The sequence below is a fragment of the Erwinia sp. AK-PDG3-5 genome (assembly GCF_056821705.1).
Genome location: NZ_CM165967.1, coordinates 512,614 through 530,942, shown reverse-complemented (window position 1 = coordinate 530,942; position 18,329 = coordinate 512,614). Strand labels below are relative to the sequence as shown.

General features: G+C 54.2%; 15 protein-coding genes. 6 read left to right on the top strand and 9 right to left on the bottom strand.

Translation table 11 applies throughout. From position 1 onward, the window contains the following. Positions 1 to 2: 2 nt before the first annotated feature. Positions 3 to 206 carry a p-hydroxybenzoic acid efflux pump operon protein AaeX gene (gene aaeX / locus AC1UKS_RS02465; RefSeq protein ID WP_013204079.1) on the bottom strand — a complete coding sequence of 68 codons (204 nt, stop codon included), beginning with the start codon at positions 204 to 206 and terminating at the stop codon, positions 3 to 5. 280 nt (positions 207 to 486) lie between these two features. Here aaeX and aaeR point away from each other — a divergent pair, with 280 nt between their 5' ends. Next, on the top strand, positions 487 to 1,404 hold the full coding sequence (gene aaeR / locus AC1UKS_RS02460) for an HTH-type transcriptional activator AaeR (protein WP_013204080.1): 918 nt from the start codon (positions 487 to 489) through the stop codon (positions 1,402 to 1,404). Between the two features lie 70 nt (positions 1,405 to 1,474). On the opposite strand, the gene tldD is transcribed toward aaeR, so the two are convergent. From tldD to csrD, 8 genes are all read right to left on the bottom strand, one after another. Beyond that, positions 1,475 to 2,920, bottom strand: a complete 1,446-nt coding sequence (gene tldD / locus AC1UKS_RS02455; protein ID WP_013204081.1) for a metalloprotease TldD — start codon at positions 2,918 to 2,920, stop codon at positions 1,475 to 1,477. A gap of 83 nt (positions 2,921 to 3,003) precedes the next feature. After that, a complete protein-coding gene (yhdP, locus tag AC1UKS_RS02450) occupies positions 3,004 to 6,828 on the bottom strand; it encodes an AsmA2 domain-containing protein YhdP (RefSeq protein ID WP_482435603.1) in 3,825 nt (1,274 codons plus the stop codon). A 19-nt stretch (positions 6,829 to 6,847) separates the two neighbouring features. After that, positions 6,848 to 8,317 carry a ribonuclease G gene (gene rng, locus AC1UKS_RS02445; protein WP_053145081.1) on the bottom strand — a complete coding sequence of 490 codons (1,470 nt, stop codon included), beginning with the start codon at positions 8,315 to 8,317 and terminating at the stop codon, positions 6,848 to 6,850. After that, the gene (locus AC1UKS_RS02440; protein ID WP_265909774.1) at positions 8,307 to 8,900 is read right to left on the bottom strand and encodes a Maf family protein; all 594 of its coding nucleotides are present in this window, start codon (positions 8,898 to 8,900) and stop codon (positions 8,307 to 8,309) included. The genes rng and AC1UKS_RS02440 overlap by 11 nt, the downstream gene beginning before the upstream one ends. A gap of 8 nt (positions 8,901 to 8,908) precedes the next feature. Further along, positions 8,909 to 9,397: a rod shape-determining protein MreD gene (gene mreD, locus AC1UKS_RS02435; RefSeq protein WP_053145085.1), complete on the bottom strand. Its 489-nt coding sequence runs from the start codon at positions 9,395 to 9,397 to the stop codon at positions 8,909 to 8,911. Further along, positions 9,394 to 10,443, bottom strand: a complete 1,050-nt coding sequence (gene mreC, locus AC1UKS_RS02430) for a rod shape-determining protein MreC (RefSeq protein ID WP_053145087.1) — start codon at positions 10,441 to 10,443, stop codon at positions 9,394 to 9,396. The genes mreD and mreC overlap by 4 nt, the downstream gene beginning before the upstream one ends. A 72-nt stretch (positions 10,444 to 10,515) precedes the next feature. After that, the gene (gene mreB / locus AC1UKS_RS02425; protein WP_003855260.1) at positions 10,516 to 11,559 is read right to left on the bottom strand and encodes a rod shape-determining protein MreB; all 1,044 of its coding nucleotides are present in this window, start codon (positions 11,557 to 11,559) and stop codon (positions 10,516 to 10,518) included. Between the two features lie 315 nt (positions 11,560 to 11,874). Next, positions 11,875 to 13,824: an RNase E specificity factor CsrD gene (gene csrD / locus AC1UKS_RS02420; RefSeq protein WP_482435601.1), complete on the bottom strand. Its 1,950-nt coding sequence runs from the start codon at positions 13,822 to 13,824 to the stop codon at positions 11,875 to 11,877. Positions 13,825 to 14,141: 317 nt separating this feature from the next. On the opposite strand from csrD, the gene msrP reads away from it, so the two are divergent. From msrP to accC, 5 genes are all read left to right on the top strand, one after another. Further along, positions 14,142 to 15,146 (top strand): protein-methionine-sulfoxide reductase catalytic subunit MsrP, encoded by a 1,005-nt coding sequence (msrP, locus tag AC1UKS_RS02415; RefSeq protein WP_482435600.1) that lies wholly within the window; start codon positions 14,142 to 14,144, stop codon positions 15,144 to 15,146. 2 nt (positions 15,147 to 15,148) lie between these two features. Next, positions 15,149 to 15,748 (top strand): protein-methionine-sulfoxide reductase heme-binding subunit MsrQ, encoded by a 600-nt coding sequence (gene msrQ, locus AC1UKS_RS02410; protein ID WP_482436869.1) that lies wholly within the window; start codon positions 15,149 to 15,151, stop codon positions 15,746 to 15,748. Between the two features lie 240 nt (positions 15,749 to 15,988). Next, positions 15,989 to 16,441: a type II 3-dehydroquinate dehydratase gene (gene aroQ, locus AC1UKS_RS02405; protein WP_013204090.1), complete on the top strand. Its 453-nt coding sequence runs from the start codon at positions 15,989 to 15,991 to the stop codon at positions 16,439 to 16,441. 21 nt (positions 16,442 to 16,462) lie between these two features. Continuing rightward, positions 16,463 to 16,933 (top strand): acetyl-CoA carboxylase biotin carboxyl carrier protein, encoded by a 471-nt coding sequence (gene accB, locus AC1UKS_RS02400; protein WP_013204091.1) that lies wholly within the window; start codon positions 16,463 to 16,465, stop codon positions 16,931 to 16,933. Between the two features lie 11 nt (positions 16,934 to 16,944). Then, positions 16,945 to 18,294, top strand: a complete 1,350-nt coding sequence (gene accC, locus AC1UKS_RS02395) for an acetyl-CoA carboxylase biotin carboxylase subunit (RefSeq protein WP_482435599.1) — start codon at positions 16,945 to 16,947, stop codon at positions 18,292 to 18,294. The last annotated feature ends 35 nt before the right edge of the window (positions 18,295 to 18,329 follow it).

Here is an 18,329-nt window from a genome sequence, read left to right as displayed (position 1 = left end):
CCTCAGACAAACAATCGGGAAACCAGGTAGAACAGGCAGCAGTAGAGTGCTGTATTAAACAGTGCAGGATGCCAGACCAGGTCATAGATCCCCGTTGGTGTCAGCAAACGACGCACCAGCCAGAACAGCATCAATGACACAATAATTTCGAAGAAAATGGGCGGAAAAGAGAGCCCAAATATCACAATAACCGGAAGCATACTCATCTTTTATCCTTGTCAGTACCTCACCGGGCACACGCCTTCTGGCAGACTCAAGCCACCTCCCGGTTCAGGGGGGCTGCTGCTTTACAGGTTGATGATGATAGAGTAACAGACAAGCTGTCAGATAATCATAACCGGCGCTCAATGAATAATAGCGTATTCAGGAGCCAGCATTGTGGTGAGTGGAGTTACGGAAAGGTAACCCGGCGCCGCTATAATAACGCGCCTGACTATGTGTTTTCTACCTAATGTGATCTAAATCACTTTTAAGCCAGGGTTAACAATGGAAAGACTTAAGGGCATGTCCGTGTTTGCACGGGTGGTAGAACTGGGATCCTTTACCGCAGCGGCTAACCGGATGCAAATGAGCGTCTCGGCCGTCAGCCAGACTGTAGCCAAACTGGAAGATGAACTCCAGGTCAAATTGTTGAATCGCAGTACCCGCAGCCTGGGACTGACCGAAGCCGGGAAGATCTACTTCCAGGGCTGTCGACGAATGATGTCCGAAGCGCAGCAGGTTCATGAACAGCTGTACGCGTTTAACAATACCCCAGTGGGAACCTTGCGCATTGGCAGTTCTTCCACCATGGCGCAAAACGTGCTGGCCAACATGACGGCAGAGATGCTGCGGGAATATCCCGGCCTGACCGTAAATCTGGTCACCGGCAGCCCGGCTCCCGATCTTATCGCTGACGGGCTGGATTTAGTGATCCGCGTCGGCGCGCTGCAGGACTCCAGCTTGTTTTCACGGCGGTTGGGGTCAATGCCGATGGTGGTTTGCGCTGCAAAAAGCTATCTGACGCAACATGGCACACCGGAGAAACCGTCAGATTTAGGTAACTTTTCGTGGCTGGAGTACAGCGTCCGCCCGGATAACGATTTCGAGCTGACGTCGCCTGAAGGAGTCTCTATCCGCCTTTCTCTTCAGGGGCGTTTTGCCACCAATGATTCACAAACCCTGATCCGCTGGCTGGTTTCAGGAACCGGCATCGCCCATGTGCCGTTAATGTGGGTGATCGATGAGATTAACGCCGGACAGGTGGAGATCCTGTTTGCCCATTACCAATCCGCACCAAGGCCGGTTTATGCGGTTTATACGCAAAAGGACAAGCTGCCGTTGAAGGTGCAGGTGTGTATTAACTATCTCACCGAGTATTTCGATAAGGTGGCGGACGTTTATCAGGAATCGCGGCAGGAGTAGAGGCCAGAAAAGCAAAAGGGACGATTTCTCGTCCCTTTGGGTGTCGCTTTTCAGCCTGCAGCTAAACGGATTACGCGGTGCCGCCAACCGTCAGCTTATCAAGCTTCAGCGTGGGCTGACCCACACCGACCGGCAGACTCTGGCCTTCTTTACCGCAAACGCCCACGCCTTTATCCAGCGCAAGGTCGTTTCCAACCATCGAGATTTGCTGCATCGCTTCGATGCCCGAGCCAATCAAGGTCGCGCCTTTTACCGGTTTGGTGACCTTGCCGTTCTCAATCAGATACGCCTCTGAAGTCGAGAACACAAACTTACCTGAGGTGATATCAACCTGACCGCCGCCGAAGTTCGGTGCATACAGGCCGTACTCCACGCTTTCGATGATGTCCTGCGGCGTGGATTTACCGGCCAGCATATAGGTATTGGTCATACGCGGCATTGGCAGATGAGCATAGGACTCACGGCGGCCATTGCCCGTCGGGTTAACCCCCATCAGGCGCGCATTGAGCTTATCCTGCATGTAACCTTTCAGAATGCCGTTTTCAATCAGCACGTTGTACTGACCCGGTACGCCTTCATCATCGACAGCCAGCGAACCACGCAGGCCTTCGATGGTGCCATCGTCGACCACGGTACAGAGCTCAGAAGCCACCAGCTGGCCCATCTGGCCACTAAAGACCGAGGTTCCACGGCGGTTAAAGTCACCTTCCAGACCATGACCGACCGCTTCATGCAACAGCACGCCCGGCCAGCCGGCACCCAGCACAACCGGAATGGTGCCTGCCGGGGCAGCAACCGCATTCAAATTAACCAGTGCCATTCGCACCGCTTCACGCGCCCAGGCTTCGGCGCGCATTTCGCCAGACTCATCAGCCAGAAAGAATTCATAGCCGAAGCGCCCGCCGCCGCCGCTTGAACCACGCTCACGCTTGCCGTTCTCCTCCACCTGTACGCTGACAGAAAGGCGAACCAGCGGGCGTATATCGGTGGCCAGCGTGCCGTCAGTGGCGGCAACCAGAATCATTTCATACACGCCGCTCAGGCTGGCGCTGACTTCCTGAACGCGTTTGTCCGCAGCGCGTGCGGCGCTATCGACGCGGTGCAATAACGCAATTTTTTCTTCACGGGTCAGGCTCTGCAGCGGATCCACCGTTGGGTACAACGAACGATGCATCACCGCGCCAAGCGTATGGGATTTTCCATTCCCCTGCTCACGGACAATGCTGCGCGCAGCGGTGGCGCTCTGCGTCAGGGCATTCAGCGTGATCTGGTCTGCATAGGCAAAACCGGTCTTTTCGCCGCTGACGGCACGGACGCCGACACCCTGATCGATATTCCATGAACCATCTTTAATGATGCGGTCTTCCAGCACCCAGGATTCGTGAAAGCTGGACTGGAAATAGAGGTCGGCATAATCCAGTTTACGTTCAGACAGCTGACCGAGAAGGGAAAAGAGATCCTGTTGATTAATGTTGTTAGCAGTTAGTAACTGCTCACTTACCAGATTCAGACTCATGAATTCTCGCTCTGTTTGGATGAGCCAGTAACCGCTGGCATCGCATATCTATAGCCTGAGGCAATTCGCAGGTCACGTCAAATTCACTTCGCGCTCTTTTCAACGGGCTTACGCAGCACTTCGTCAATCTGCGGCTTATCTATCGAGCCGGAAATATGGTAGCGAAGCACCGAAATTTTGTTCCACAGCGGACCGAGTACTTTGCTGGCGGCAAACACCGCCGCACCGACAATCGGATTGACCGCAAACGCTGCTGCCACACCGACGGTCGCGGAGATCTCCGGCGCCACAACCGCTTCCATATCGATCTGGCGTTTCACCAGGTCCATTTTGCCCTTCATCGCAATGTCAGCTTCCAACCCGTCCACCAGCAAATTGTCGGTGTGCATCACGCCCTTTTCAATCCACGCCGTTCCGCTGATCGAGTCGTAATAGAAGCCCTGACTGAAGGTATCACTGAAATCCAGCCGCATTTTGCGCAGCAGCGCATCAAAACTCACCAGCCGCAAGAGCTGTCCGGCTCTGCCAGTATTCACATCGGCAATTTCACCGGCACCGAAATGCGACTTCAGCACGCCGCTTAAGGTCGCTTCTGAAGGCTGCCACGGAGCGGACTGCCAGTGAAGATCGTAATCGATATTGAACGGCGAATTCCGCAGTGGCGTGTTCACCCCAAACCAGTTGGTGGCATCATTGATTTTCTTGCCACTCAGCACGCCTTTTAAAGCCGTACGCTGGGCGCCAGGACGATTAACCCACTCGCCCTCGACTTTAAGCCGCGAGCTTCCGGTATCAATCAGGCCATTTTTCAGGGTCAGCGTGTCGCTGGAATGGCTGACATCTGCCGCCATCCGGCCAAATTTCTGCCCGCGTAGCCAGCATTCATCGCAGGTCAGTGCCAGCGCTGGCCAGCGACTGAAATCAATCTTGCTGCTGTCGCCCGGCAGAGGGGAACTGCCCTCCGCGGAGGCCCATTCCGGATTGTAATAAAGGTAGTTGAGATGAGCAGCCCAGGGTGAACGTTGGTTCATCTTCAGCGTGCCGTTAATCTCTTTGCCCTTAGCCTGAATTTGCGTATCTCCCGATACGGTCTCACTCAGCGTGGCTTCAAGATCGTGCCACTGCTGGCCACCCAGCGTCAGCACTGGCGTGCGTAGAGTGATATTCCCCGGGATAAACGCCCGGCTTTTAGTGGCCTGCTGCGAAGACGATCCACCAGCCGTTTTGCCCGTGCTTTGGCTGTTGAACAGCCCCAGCCAGGCTTCGCCATCCAGCGGAGGCAGATTCAGAACCATGCCGTCCACCTCGGGAAGGGCAGGCAGACCTTTGCTGTCGTTCTCCCAGATTCCACGATCGATCTTCAGCTGCTTGCCCAATAGCCACTGACTGTTGAAGTGGCGGTTACTGCCGACGGAACCGCTGAGGTTGAAACTGTTGAGGTCACCTTTGGCGCTGACTTTAACCGGCATCGCCACATTCCGCTCTTTATCAAGCGGTGGAGGTAAGTGACTACTCACATTTTTCAGGTCACCGTCCAAAACAACTTGATAGTTTGCGCTGCCAGCGTGCGGCAGATTGATCAGCACGTTGCTCTTCCAGCTGGCATCGCCGGTGAGCTTGTCACGGATCTGTGCAGGAACCACATCCATCTTGCCTGGCTGCCAATCCCCTTTAAGATCAACGCCAATCTGGTAGTTCTTGTCGCCCTCATGGGTGTTGAAGCTCACATCCATCGGCTGCCCGAACCAGTTGGCGGTCATCGGGTCGCTCTTCAGGTCGCCATTATCATAGGTAAAGTGGCCAGTCAGCTGCTTGATGGTGCTATCGAGCGGCTTGATGTACAGCGTGTTGTCCTTCAGATTTACATCGCCGGTGGCCCGGACCAGCTCGCCATCCAGCGGAATATCCAAATGTAAGCGACCACTCACATCTCCGCCAATCTGCAGCTCATCAAGCGCGGCACCCAGTGAGGGTTTCAATGGCGTCTGATTAAAGTAGTCGCCAATCGCTTTGCCGGCACCGTTGATGTCAGCATCAATGATCAGCTTCTCTTTCAGATAATCCGGGATCACCGCCGAGATATTTCTGCCATCAACCTGCCCCAGTTTGGTGTGTTCGGCTTTCATAAACAGGCCGTCATTAACGAAGTCGAGGTTGATATCCAGATTTTGCAGATCCGGCCAGCCTGGCTGGAACTGGAAAGTTGATTGTTTCAGCGGCACCCAGACCTCAAACAGCCCGTCATTATGTTTGAACGGGAACAGTTGGGGGTTACCGGCGAAAATCAGTGAGGCATTCTGCACATGCCCGCCCTTAATGGCGCCGCTGAGGTAGTCCACCAGCGATTTGCCCATCAGCGGTTCAGGGAAGTAACGCCAGGCATCGCCGGCATCGGTCACATTGATGCCGGCCAGAATATCCAGTCGTGGCGCTTTGTCCTTCGGCTGGGCGTAGGTGAAGTCGCCTTTCGCCCACAGGGAACGCGCCTTCACATCTAACTGATGGCCTGCAAGGGTGAAGTGGTCGATGGCGTACTGCCAGCTCAATGCCCCTGTGGCATGTTCTATTTCAAGCGGTGCCCGGAACATCGAACCGTAAGGTAAAGTGGCGTTGTTGACGTTGAAATCGACCTGCCCGTTCGCCACCGCACCGCTCACCGACCCACTGAAATGCTTCATACCGGGCAGCAGTTCCCAGTGTTGCCAGCTGAGATCCCGCCATTTGGCCTGGAAACGGCTCTGTTCCGGTTGTTGGACTGGAATATCCACCGCCAGCGCTTCAATGCGGCCTTTAGGTTGCAACGCACGCCAGTTTTGCAGCAGTGTTGGGGTCAGTTTGGCAAACAGAGGTATTAGCGGATCCAGCCGTTCCAGATCCAGCTGCGTGGCGCGCACGCGAACTTCTTCATTGTGATCCGGGCCAGGCAATACGCCATTCTCAGGCTGCCACATACCCGACAGCTGGCCTTTCGGCCACGGGTGGCCGTCGGTCACCAGATTGGTCTGAGGGACCTCAATGCTCCAGCCGCTGTTGAAGCGGACAATGTGCGCGGTAACGTTATCGACGGTCAGATGATGCTGCTGTTGGTCGCCCTTCCAGCGCGCGCCGCCTTTTTTCAGCTGGATATCGCCATCATAGATTTCACCCTCTTTCAGGCTCATCCATGCCGCCAGACTGAATCGTGCACTGTCCAGGCTGGTATTATCACGCATCCACTGTCCTAGCCAGGGTTTCATGTCGACATCATCCGCCTGCATCCACACCCGGCCGGTATCCAGATAGCCGTTGCTGTCGCTCAGATCCAGCCGCACCTGAATTTCACCATGCTGACCGTTAAAACTGGACAGGCTGACCACGCCTTCCGCCCGGTGACGGTTTTTCTCGTTTAGCCAGGTGAGCTGAGGAACATCCAGTCGCGCACGCTGACCGGAAAGGGTGACAAAGCTGATATGACTGTCGCGGAGATCGAAGTGATCGAACTGACGAAGGAACAGATCGCTGAACTTACCCGGCTCCAGCTGCAGTTTCTCACCGTTGCCTGAGGTTAACGGCTGACTGGTTGCCAGATTCAATTGGTAGAAGGTCAGATTGCGGAACTGCCAGCGCAGGTGGAGCATTGACTGCCAGATATCCAGCGCCAGCGTGATGCGTTGGGCTTTTAAGTCATCACCTTCTTTCAGGCTGACGTGCAGATCGCGGATTTCCAGCACCGGGCCGAAGTTTTCCCAGGTGCCGTTCAGCGCACTGGCTTCCACCGGCATGCCGGCCACGGACGAAATTTTTTCCAGCAGCGGTTCGCGCCAGCTGTTCAGATGCGGCATCACCAGACGCAGCCCACTGACCATCAGCGCAACAATCACCACGATGGTTGCGCCAGTCAGTAGCAGGATCCCTGGTAATCGCCTCACACACTTCTCCTTGTGCTGGTCACATCATGATCACGTCAAACTGCTCCTGGGTATAGAGCGGTTCAACCTGGACTTTGACCTGCTTGCCAACGAAGATTTCTACTTCGGCCAGCGCGTGTGATTCTTCGGATTTCAGCGCTTCACCCACCGCAGGTGAAACGTATACCAGGAAGCGGTCCGAGTCATAAGCATGATGTACGCGAACAATTTCACGCATGATCTCATAACAGACCGTCTCCACCGTTTTCAGCGTGCCGCGTCCCTTACAGACCGGGCAATCCTGGCAAAGCACATGTTCAATACTTTCCCGGGTGCGCTTACGCGTCATCTCCACCAGCCCAAGCTGTGAGAAGCCATGGATACCGCTTTTCACCCGGTCTTTGCTTAGCCCCTGCTCAAGCGAATGCAGCACCCGGCGTCGGTGATCTTCATTGGTCATATCAATAAAGTCGATGATGATAATGCCGCCGAGATTACGCAGACGTAACTGCCGGGCAATGGCGTGCGTCGCTTCAATGTTGGTATTGAAGATGGTCTCATCAAGATTGCGATGGCCGACGAACGCACCGGTATTGATGTCGATGGTGGTCATCGCTTCGGTTTGGTCGATGATCAGATAGCCACCGGACTTCAGCTCCACTTTACGATCCAGCGAACGTTGGATCTCATTCTCAACGTCAAACAGATCGAAGATCGGTTGCTTGCCGGTATACAGTTCCAGTTTGGCGGTCATTTCCGGGATATATTCGCCGGTAAACTCCACCAGGTGCTCGTAGGTCAGACGGGAGTCAATGCGGATCCGGTCGAGCGCTGCACCGGCAAAATCACGCAGGATGCGCTGGGATAAGGCCACTTCGCCATACAGGCGGCAGCGCGTCTGGTTGCGTTTTCTGCGCTCAATCACCTTGGTCCACAGGCGTTTCAGAAATGCCGCGTCAGACGCCAGCTCAACCTCACCTACACCTTCAGCCGCCGTGCGGATGATGTAACCGCCCAGCTCGTCACAGTAAGCAGACACCACCTTTTTAAGACGGTCGCGCTCGGCTTCACTTTCAATGCGCTGAGACACCCCCACGTGTGAGGCGCCAGGCATAAACACCAGATAGCGTGATGGCAGAGTAATGTCTGTGGTCAGGCGTGCGCCTTTGGTGCCCAGGGGATCTTTCACCACCTGAACCACCAGGTCCTGCCCCTGACGGACCAGCTCAGAGATATCGCGCACTGAGAAGTTTTTCTGTTCATCTCCGGCGACGCATTCCGTGTGCGGCATGATATCCGAGGCGTGCAGGAAGGCGGCCTTTTCCAGACCGATATCGACAAAAGCGGCCTGCATGCCGGGCAAAACACGGCTGACGCGCCCTTTATAAATATTGCCCACAATCCCACGGCGCGCTTCGCGCTCGATATGGATTTCCTGCAGGATGCCGCCATCAATATAGGCTACACGCGTTTCCGAAGGGGTGATATTTACCAGCAGTTCAGCGGTCATGTTGTTCCCTTACCTCACGCAGTGACTGAAAGTGACTGAGCAACTCAGCGGTTTCAACCAACGGCAACCCGACCACTGCGTGATAGCTTCCATTAATTTTGCGAACAAAATTGCCTCCTAACCCCTGAATGCCATAGGCTCCGGCTTTATCCATCGGTTCACCGCTGGCAATGTAGGCGGCAATATCCTCAGCGGTTAAGGTGCGAAAAGTGACGTCGGTGACCACCAGACAGTCCAGGATGCTCGCTTTATCTGCAAGCGCAACGGCGGTCAGTACCTGATGCGTCTGACCAGACAGTTTAGTCAGTATTTTGGCGGCGTCAGCCTGATCTTCAGGTTTTTCCAGCACCTCACCGTTCAGCACTACAATGGTGTCAGCGCCAAGCACCGGCAGATCCCGTTCAGCCACGGCAACACCGGCCTGAGCTTTTTCACAGGCGAGACGGCGAACGTAGGCTTCAGCCTGCTCGTCCGGGCGTTTAAGTTCTTCGACTTGAGTAGAGAGGCGTTCAAAGCGCAGGCCAAGCTGCGTGAGCAACTCGCGACGACGGGGAGAACCAGAGGCCAGATAAAGGGATACCATAATCGTCCTTATTGTACGGCAAACTGGCGGCGTATTTTTCTCATCAACAAGAACAGCCAGGGCCAGAGGATACCGTCTACTACGCTACTCCAGAAAATTTCCGGCCGGAATGAGACGTTTATCACTAAAAATTCAGCCCAAAATACAATGACATCCATTGCCAACGACAGCACCATGACCATCAGCGCCTGCTGCCAGAGCGCGAGGTTACGGAACAGTTGGAATTTGAACGCCACCAGATAAGCCACGATGCTGAAAGCCAGAGCACGAACGCCCAGCGTCGAGCCAGAGATAAGATCCAGTATAGAACCCATCACAAAGCCTGTGCCGACATTCACGCGATGAGGCAGAGCCAACACCCAGTAAATCAGGATCAGAAGAAGCCATGACGGCCTGAACATAAAGAACTGTTCAGGCCACGGCATAATTTGTAATACCAGTGCGACCAGGAACGACAGCCAGATAACCCAACGCCCATGGCTGCGATAACTGCTCAAGGCTGGCCTCCGCGGGCAGCAGGCGCGGCCTGGCGACCCGCAGAAGAAGGCGCGGCAGGAACAGCGGTTTGACCGGAAGCAGCAGGAACGGATCCCGCAGGTTGCCCCGGTGCGGGCGGTCCCATCAGTTCATTCGCGGCAGGCAGAACCTGCGGCATCATCTGCATCAGTCGCTCGTTGGCCACCCGGTGCACTTCATTCGGCGCCATTGGCATCGTGCCATTACGATCGGCACCCCAAAGCAGCAACAGGTAACGCAGACGCTGGAGACCTGCGGTAGGTCGGGCCTGGATTACGGTGTAAGCGCGCTGGGTATCAAGCTTGACGGAAGAGACCACGCCAACAGGATAGCCTTCAGGGAAACGGCCGCCCAGTCCGGAGGTCACCAACACATCGCCAACGCGAATGTCGGTGTTACCTGGCAGGTGTTCCAGCTGCAAGTCTTCAGTACAGCCGTTGCCCGCCGCGATCACCCGAATATCGTTACGCAGTACCTGAATAGGCAAGGCATGGGACGAGTCACAGATCAGCATCACCCGGCTGGTGATTTTGCCCACGGCAACCACCTGCCCGACCACACCTTTATCACTGATCACCGGCTGGCCTTCGTAAACGCCGTTCACGCTGCCTTTATCAATCACCACCTGGTCGGTGTAGGGATCGGTACCGGTGGAGATCACCTGGGTGACCATCTTGTGCTCGTCCTGACGCAGAGGGGAACCCAACAGTTCGCGGAGACGGGCATTTTCCTGCTTAAACTGACCCAGCATCAGCAATTCGCTGTTCTTGAGCATCAGTTCGCGCTGTAAGCCTTTGTTTTCCAGTTCGAGCTGCTGGCGAGAGGCCAGTGTTTCAGAAACACTGTCCAGAATTTGACGTGGCCCGTTGGCCAGAAAATAGAATGGGCTGACCGCCGTATCCATATAGGTGCGTATCTGGCTGAAAGCGCCCATACGACTGTCGGCGACAATCACGCCTATAGCCACAATAACCGCTAAAAATAAGCGTAACTGCAGGGAAGGTCCCCTGCTGAAGATCGGCTTCATAAACTCGGCGTATTCCTCGACATCTTAAAAAAGGAGTGCAGGACAGAGCGTACCTACACTCCTTAAAGCAAATTATTCTTCGCTGAACAAATCGCCGCCGTGCATGTCGATCATTTCCAACGCTTTACCGCCACCGCGAGCAACGCAGGTCAGCGGATCTTCTGCCACCACGACCGGAATACCGGTTTCTTCCATCAGCAGACGATCGAGGTTACGCAGCAATGCGCCACCACCGGTCAGAACCATACCGCGTTCAGAGATGTCGGATGCCAGTTCTGGCGGACACTGTTCCAGTGCAACCATCACCGCGCTAACGATACCGGTCAGCGGCTCCTGAAGCGCTTCCAGGATTTCGTTGGAGTTCAGCGTGAAGCCACGCGGCACACCTTCTGCCAGGTTACGACCACGGACTTCAATTTCACGCACTTCATCGCCCGGATAAGCAGAGCCGATTTCGTGCTTGATACGTTCAGCGGTCGCTTCACCAATCAGTGAACCGTAGTTACGGCGCACATAATTAATGATCGCTTCATCAAAGCGATCGCCACCGATACGGACGGAAGAAGAGTAAACCACGCCGTTCAGCGAGATAACCGCCACTTCTGTTGTACCGCCACCGATATCCACAACCATTGAACCGGTTGCTTCAGACACCGGCAGGCCAGCACCGATTGCCGCAGCCATAGGCTCTTCAATCAGGAACACTTCACGTGCTCCTGCGCCCTGGGCGGATTCACGGATTGCGCGACGCTCAACCTGCGTCGCGCCGACAGGTACACACACCAACACGCGCGGACTTGGGCGCATGAAGCTGTTGCTGTGAACCTGTTTGATAAAGTGTTGCAGCATTTTTTCGGTAACGAAGAAATCGGCGATGACGCCGTCTTTCATTGGCCGAATAGCAGCGATATTGCCGGGGGTACGACCCAGCATCTGTTTTGCATCATGACCGACTGCCGCAACGCTTTTAGGGGAACCGGCACGATCCTGACGGATGGCAACGACGGAAGGTTCGTTCAGAACGATACCCTGCCCTTTCACGTAGATCAGGGTATTGGCTGTACCCAAGTCGATGGACAAGTCGTTGGAAAACATGCCACGGAATTTTTTAAACATACTAAAGGATAATCCTGCAAGCTGGGGGCGGAAAATAAAATCCGCTTACTTTACCAACCACACGAAGCAGCGACAAGGCGCAAAAACAGTCTACTTCGGTGAAAAATCACGCTATCTCACGCAAGGGCCACACCCTGAAGTCGCGTTGCGAACCACAAGCCTGATGTCAGGCTAATGCGCTCAGAATTCAGGGCTGACAGACGGACATAACGTACATAAAATTTAACATTCTTTGGGTCACTGGGCTGACCAGATCCCCCATGCCGGCACCACAGCCGCGCGGGTATTCTACGTGAAATCCAGCACAACGGCAGATTAAACTTGATATCTTTGCGAATATTTTTTTACGCTGGTGTTTAGCGGCTGTGACGGCGCGATGAAATCGCCCTGACCACCCGCCACACCTAGCTCCGCAAGGATTTGCCACTCGCCTCTGGTGCGGACACCCGCCGCGAAAACCTGGGTAGAAGTTCTGGTACAGCTCTCCAGAAGACTCCTGACAAACAGCTGATTCTCTGTACGACGTTCGATGTTTCTTACCAGGGCAGGATGCAGCTTGATCAGCTCCACCTCAAACTGCCTGATATAAGCCGTACTGACCACCGTCAGGCCCGCCTGATTAATCGCAATTCGACAGCCAAAACCCTTCAACAATCGAAACGCAGAACCCAAACGGCTGATGTGTTGACACACATCTGCTTCTGCAAGTTCAAATAAAATGTGGTTTCTTTGCAATTTAGTGCATTGCAGCAGCATATCCCTGAGCCAAATCTGAAAAGGGCGCTGCATAAGGGCATCAACTGTCAGCGGAATGGCGAAGGTTTCCTCTGGCCAAATCGGCAACAGCGACAGGATCCGGGTGACTAACTGACGGTCGTATCCTTCGGCCATGCCTAACTGCTGAACGAAAGGCAGATACTCGGCTGAGAGCAGCTCCTTCTCGCCATCATAGATACGCGGCATCATTTCCCGATGATGAACGGTCCCATCAAGGGTCACTGCGGGTTTCAGATACAGTCTTGGGCCGCCACGATGCAGAGTATTTTCCAGCAGCGTGCGCCATTTAACGCTGCCGCGGGTGAACTCTTGCTGCGGCGCTTCACCCACCGACCAGTTGTTGCCACCCAGTAAAGCGGCATGTCGGGTAGCCAGTTCAACGTTTTCCATTACCTGCTGCGTTTCCTGCCCGCTGTGCCAGGCGCTGATACCGATGTGGATAATATCCTCGCGATCCAACATTCGCGTCGGCGGCAGCGCATCCACGGCATGAATAAGCTGGGATGCAATGCTGTCGGCATCCTTCAGGCTGCGGTGAGGAAGGAGAACGGCAAAATCACTGCGGAAATAGCGCGCCAGCAAGGCGCCGGGATAACGCATCACAAAGGTCGATAACAGGTTCACCAGCGCAAACAGATAGTCTTTGGTCTGGTTGTGTCCCCAGTTATCCCGCAGTGTGTCAAAGTCCGGCAGGCGGATCATCATTACCATGCCGTGCGTGCCGCCGGTTTCGGTATCCTCCAGCATGGTCGCCAGTTGGTTATCAAAGAACAGGCGATTGTTCAGCCCGGTGGTCGCGTCCTGCGCGGCAAACGTCCGGATTAAGGTATCAATGCGCGTGCGCTGCTCGCCCGCTTCCTGCAGGTCTGCCAGCAGTAAATCGATAGCGCTGCTGGCCTTGGGTGGCCACTCATGTACCGTCCCCGCCCTTACCGTGCCTCTCTCTCCTTTAATCACCTTGCCGGCTCTGACCTCAAGCCGCTCCATGCCCTGAAGCTGCCGGTTAAGCCAGCGATGCGTCACGATCAGCAGCGTGGTCATGATCGCCACTATCGCAATGACCACGCTAAGAATGAAGGCGCCGATAAAGGATTTCAGCCAGGTTTCGGTTGAATCGACCCACTGAACATGGAGGCGGTAACCAGGATGTTTTGGCAGCGGAAGGACGGTGTCGCGATACTGGTTTTGTTCATCATCCAGAACCGGATCCTGATGATGCACGAGGGTTAACCGGGTTTGATCACCTTGCATCAGCTCGGTGCGAACAATTTGCAGTGGCCCCATCACTTTGCTTAGCCACTGTGAAACCTGTTCGGGTGACTCGGTTTGCAGCGCGCTATCCACATCGCCAGCCATCAGTTCAAGCCGGTGTTCGCTTCTTTGCGTGCTGAGGTAAAAAAAACTCATAATGCAGCCCACCAGCATCAGTAACATCGCCAGTGCGCTCAGTAAGGTGATCATCGTCGAAAGTTTGGTGGTTAATCGCATCCCTGTGCCCATCACTGCGGATAAAGTAACGCGTTTCGCGTCCTGAACCCGTGCCGAATAAATGTATGACTCTCCGCTGCCCAAAATCAGACCGCCACTGAAAGTACCATATCCTGGCGGGCGTTGACCTGGCGGATGTCAGATTAATGACCCGCCGTGCGAGTATACGTGTCTCCGCATTTGCCTGACGTTTCGCCGTTCATTTTCAGGTGATTCTCATTCCAGGAAATTTCACATTTTACGTCGTTTATTCGCGCAAAGCCGACTCTTTGGTCATGCTAACAGGAAGAGAAGAACGAGCCTGTGGAGGCCGCCTGATGAAGCCCTTTGATAAACTTACCGAACGCGATGTTACCCCCGAGAGCATTTTTAACGCCCGTCGCCGCGAGTTGCTGAAAACGCTGGGTATTAGCGCGGCGGCGTTATCGCTGCCCTCTGCGGCTCACGCCGACGTCTTATCCTGGTTTAAAGGCAACGACCGCCCTAAAGCGCCTTCTGGAAAACCCCTCGACTTCAGCAAACCCGTTCAGTATCAGGCCGATTTAGCCCTGACGCCGGAAGATAAAGTCACCGGCTACAACAACTATTATGAGTTTGGCCTCGATAAGGCCGATCCTGCGGCTAACGCCGGAACGTTGAAAACCGACGACTGGAAAATTGAAATCGGCGGCGAAGTTGCGAAACCCCTGACGCTATCCATGGACGATATTTTCAAACGCTTCCCGCTTGAACAGCGTATTTACCGGATGCGTTGTGTTGAAGCCTGGTCGATGGTCGTGCCCTGGATCGGTTTTGAATTGGGCAAACTGCTGAAAGCCGCCGAACCCACCAGCAACGCGCGTTATGTGGCGTTCCAGACCATCTATGCCCCGGATGAAATGCCGGGCCAGAAAGATCGTTTTATTGGCGGCGGTATCGACTATCCCTATGTTGAAGGATTGCGCCTTGATGAGGCGATGCATCCTCTGACGATGCTGACCACCGGCGTTTACGGTAAAGCGCTGCCCCCGCAAAATGGTGCACCTGTTCGACTGACCGTGCCGTGGAAATACGGCTTTAAAGGCATCAAATCGATTGTCAAAATCACCCTGGTCAAAGATATGCCGCCAACCACCTGGAATCAGCTCGCCTCAAACGAGTATGGTTTTTACGGCAATGTGAACCCGCATGTGGATCACCCTCGCTGGTCGCAGGCGACAGAGCGTTTTATTGGTTCAGGTGGCATTCTTGATGTCAAACGCCAGCCTACCTTGCTGTTTAACGGCTATGCGGATCAGGTGGCTTCTTTATACCGTGGGTTGGATCTGCGGGAGAATTTCTAGTGATGCGTATCACCGCCAGGCAAATTACCGGCTTAAAGGTTATCCTGCACCTTGCGGGTTTTCTTCCTTTAATCTGGTTGCTTCTCTCCATCGATCAGGGCTGGTTCAGCGCCGACCCGGCGAAAGACATACAACATTTTACCGGCAGAATGGCGTTGAAGTTCCTGCTGGGCTCGCTGCTGATCACCCCGCTAGCGCGCTACGGTAAGCAACCGCTGTTGATCCGTGTGCGCCGCCTACTGGGCCTGTGGTGTTTTGCCTGGGCAACACTGCACCTGGTAAGCTATTCGGTGCTGGAGCTGGGCATCAGCAATCTCGGCCTGCTGGGCTCTGAACTGATCTCCCGACCTTACCTGACCCTGGGCATTATCAGCTGGTTAATCCTCTTATCTTTGGCCCTGACGTCGTTTCAGAGAGCGCAGCGCAAGCTGGGCAGACGCTGGCAAACCCTGCATAACGGTGTTTACCTGGTGCTGATCCTCGCCCCCATCCATTACTTGTGGTCGGTGAAGACTTTCAGTCCACAACCGTGGATTTATGCGCTAATTGCAGCGATCTTGCTGGCATGGCGCTACAAAAAGTTTCGCCAGTGGTTTCGTTAAAAACCCGCTTAAGACTGTGTGCCACTCCGCATATCTGGCATTAAACCACCTGCCGTTTTTGCCAGGTGGTTGATAATCTTCGCTGATACGACCAGTATTTAGCTGCGAATTGCCACGAAATCGTTATAATGCCCGACTTCAAACTTGCGAACCGACCTAATTTCATCTGGAAAGGTGACAAATGGCGTTTCGCGTTGTATTTTGTGCGATGCCTCAATTATCGCAGGAGATAGCAGCAAGATGACGGATAAGTTTCACATACTGCTTTTAAACGGTCCCAACCTGAACCTTCTCGGCACACGTGAGCCTGAGAAGTACGGTAAAACGACCCTGGCAGAGATTGTAAGTGACCTTACCACGCAAGCTGATGCGCTCAACGTGAAGATGAGCCATCTCCAGTCCAATGCGGAACACGCGTTAATTGACCGCATTCATGAGGCGAAAGGCAATGTCGATTATATCGTCATTAACCCGGCGGCATTCACCCATACCAGCGTAGCGCTTCGGGATGCCCTGCTGGCAGTCAGCATCCCATTCATTGAAGTCCACCTGTCGAATGTGCATGCTCGCGAGCCTTTCCGTCATCATTCATATCTTTCTGATATTGCTGCCGGCGTAATCTGTGGACTTGGTGTCGACGGTTATTCCTGGGCTTTGCAGACGGCGGTTAAACGCCTGTCACAATCTAATTAAACAGAGTACGGAACCACACTCATGGATATTCGTAAGATTAAAAAACTGATCGAACTGGTTGAAGAATCAGGCATTTCTGAACTGGAAATTTCTGAAGGTGAAGAGTCTGTTCGCATCAGTCGCGCACCGGCCAACACGGGCTACCCAATGATGCAGCACTATGCTGCACCGATGATGCAGCAGCAGCCTGCGCTGGCTAACGCCGTCGCACCTGCAACTGCACCAGCGATGGAAGCTCCGGCTGCAGCCGAGATCAGTGGCCACATCGTACGTTCACCAATGGTGGGCACTTTCTACCGTACCCCAAGCCCGGACGCTAAAGCGTTTGTGGAAGTGGGTCAGAAAGTTAACGCTGGCGACACTCTGTGCATCGTTGAAGCGATGAAAATGATGAACCAGATCGAAGCCGATAAATCCGGCGTAGTAAAAGCGATCCTGGTCGAAAGCGGCCAACCCGTTGAATTTGACGAGCCGCTGGTAGTCATCGAATAACGAGGCGAACCATGCTGGATAAAATTGTAATAGCTAACCGTGGTGAAATCGCGCTGCGCATTCTGCGTGCCTGTAAAGAGCTGGGCATCAAAACTGTTGCCGTGCATTCAACCGCGGACCGCGATTTGAAACACGTACTGCTGGCAGATGAGACCGTCTGTATTGGTCCTGCACAGTCCGTAAAAAGCTACCTGAACATCCCTGCCCTGATCTCTGCAGCAGAGATCACCGGTGCGGTGGCGATCCATCCAGGCTACGGCTTCCTGTCCGAGAATGCGGACTTTGCTGAGCAGGTTGAGCGTTCAGGCTTCATCTTTATCGGCCCGAAAGCTGAAACCATTCGCCTGATGGGTGACAAAGTTTCTGCAATCAATGCGATGAAGAAAGCTGGCGTACCTTGCGTACCTGGCTCTGACGGCCCGCTGACCGAAGATATGGATAAGAACCGTGCCTTCGGTAAGCAAATCGGCTACCCGGTAATCATCAAAGCGTCTGGCGGCGGTGGTGGTCGTGGTATGCGCGTTGTGCGTCATGAAAAAGATCTGGAACAGTCCATTAATATGACCCGTGCGGAAGCCAAAGCGGCTTTCAACAATGATATGGTCTATATGGAAAAATACCTGGAAAACCCACGTCACATCGAAATTCAGGTGTTGGCGGACGGTCAGGGCCACGCCGTTTATCTGGCTGAACGTGACTGCTCCATGCAGCGCCGCCACCAGAAAGTGGTGGAAGAGGCTCCAGCACCCGGTATCACTGATGAGATGCGTCGCTTCATCGGCGATCGTTGCTCCAAAGCCTGTATCGAAATCGGTTACCGTGGCGCAGGGACTTTCGAGTTCCTGTACGAAAACGGCGAGTTCTACTTCATCGAGATGAACACCCGTATCCAGGTTGAACACCCGGTTACCGAGATGATTACCGGTGTTGACCTGATCAAAGAGCAGCTGCGTATTGCTGCCGGTCAGCCTTTGTCGATCAAACAGGAAGACGTGGTGATCCGTGGCCATGCGGTAGAATGCCGTATCAACGCCGAAGATCCGAACACCTTCCTGCCAAGCCCAGGCAAGATCACCCGCTTCCATGCACCCGGTGGTTTTGGCGTGCGTTGGGAATCGCATATCTACGCTGGCTACACTGTGCCGCCGTACTATGACTCCATGATCGGTAAACTGATCACTTACGGTGAAACCCGTGATGTGGCAATCGCCCGCATGAAAAATGCGTTGGCTGAGCTGATCATCGACGGCATCAAAGTGAACGTTGAGCTACAGATGAAGATCATGTCTGACGAAAACTTCCAGCACGGTGGAACCAATATCCACTATCTGGAGAAAAAACTCGGCCTTCAGGAAACCTGATTAGCCTGATGTTTTGAAAAAAAGGCCGGTCTGAC

Excerpts from the sequence above, each read along its gene's own strand:
- mreB (WP_003855260.1), bottom strand. The coding sequence starts at position 11,559 with ATGTTTAAAAAATTCCGTGGCATGTTTTCCAACGACTTGTCCATCGAC.
- aroQ (WP_013204090.1), top strand. The coding sequence starts at position 15,989 with ATGACGGATAAGTTTCACATACTGCTTTTAAACGGTCCCAACCTGAAC.
- rng (WP_053145081.1), bottom strand. The coding sequence starts at position 8,317 with ATGACCGCTGAACTGCTGGTAAATATCACCCCTTCGGAAACGCGTGTA.
- accC (WP_482435599.1), top strand. The coding sequence starts at position 16,945 with ATGCTGGATAAAATTGTAATAGCTAACCGTGGTGAAATCGCGCTGCGC.
- AC1UKS_RS02440 (WP_265909774.1), bottom strand. The coding sequence starts at position 8,900 with ATGGTATCCCTTTATCTGGCCTCTGGTTCTCCCCGTCGTCGCGAGTTG.
- tldD (WP_013204081.1), bottom strand. The coding sequence starts at position 2,920 with ATGAGTCTGAATCTGGTAAGTGAGCAGTTACTAACTGCTAACAACATT.
- mreC (WP_053145087.1), bottom strand. The coding sequence starts at position 10,443 with ATGAAGCCGATCTTCAGCAGGGGACCTTCCCTGCAGTTACGCTTATTT.
- csrD (WP_482435601.1), bottom strand. The coding sequence starts at position 13,824 with ATGCGATTAACCACCAAACTTTCGACGATGATCACCTTACTGAGCGCA.
- msrP (WP_482435600.1), top strand. The coding sequence starts at position 14,142 with ATGAAGCCCTTTGATAAACTTACCGAACGCGATGTTACCCCCGAGAGC.
- aaeX (WP_013204079.1), bottom strand. The coding sequence starts at position 206 with ATGAGTATGCTTCCGGTTATTGTGATATTTGGGCTCTCTTTTCCGCCC.
- msrQ (WP_482436869.1), top strand. The coding sequence starts at position 15,149 with ATGCGTATCACCGCCAGGCAAATTACCGGCTTAAAGGTTATCCTGCAC.
- accB (WP_013204091.1), top strand. The coding sequence starts at position 16,463 with ATGGATATTCGTAAGATTAAAAAACTGATCGAACTGGTTGAAGAATCA.
- aaeR (WP_013204080.1), top strand. The coding sequence starts at position 487 with ATGGAAAGACTTAAGGGCATGTCCGTGTTTGCACGGGTGGTAGAACTG.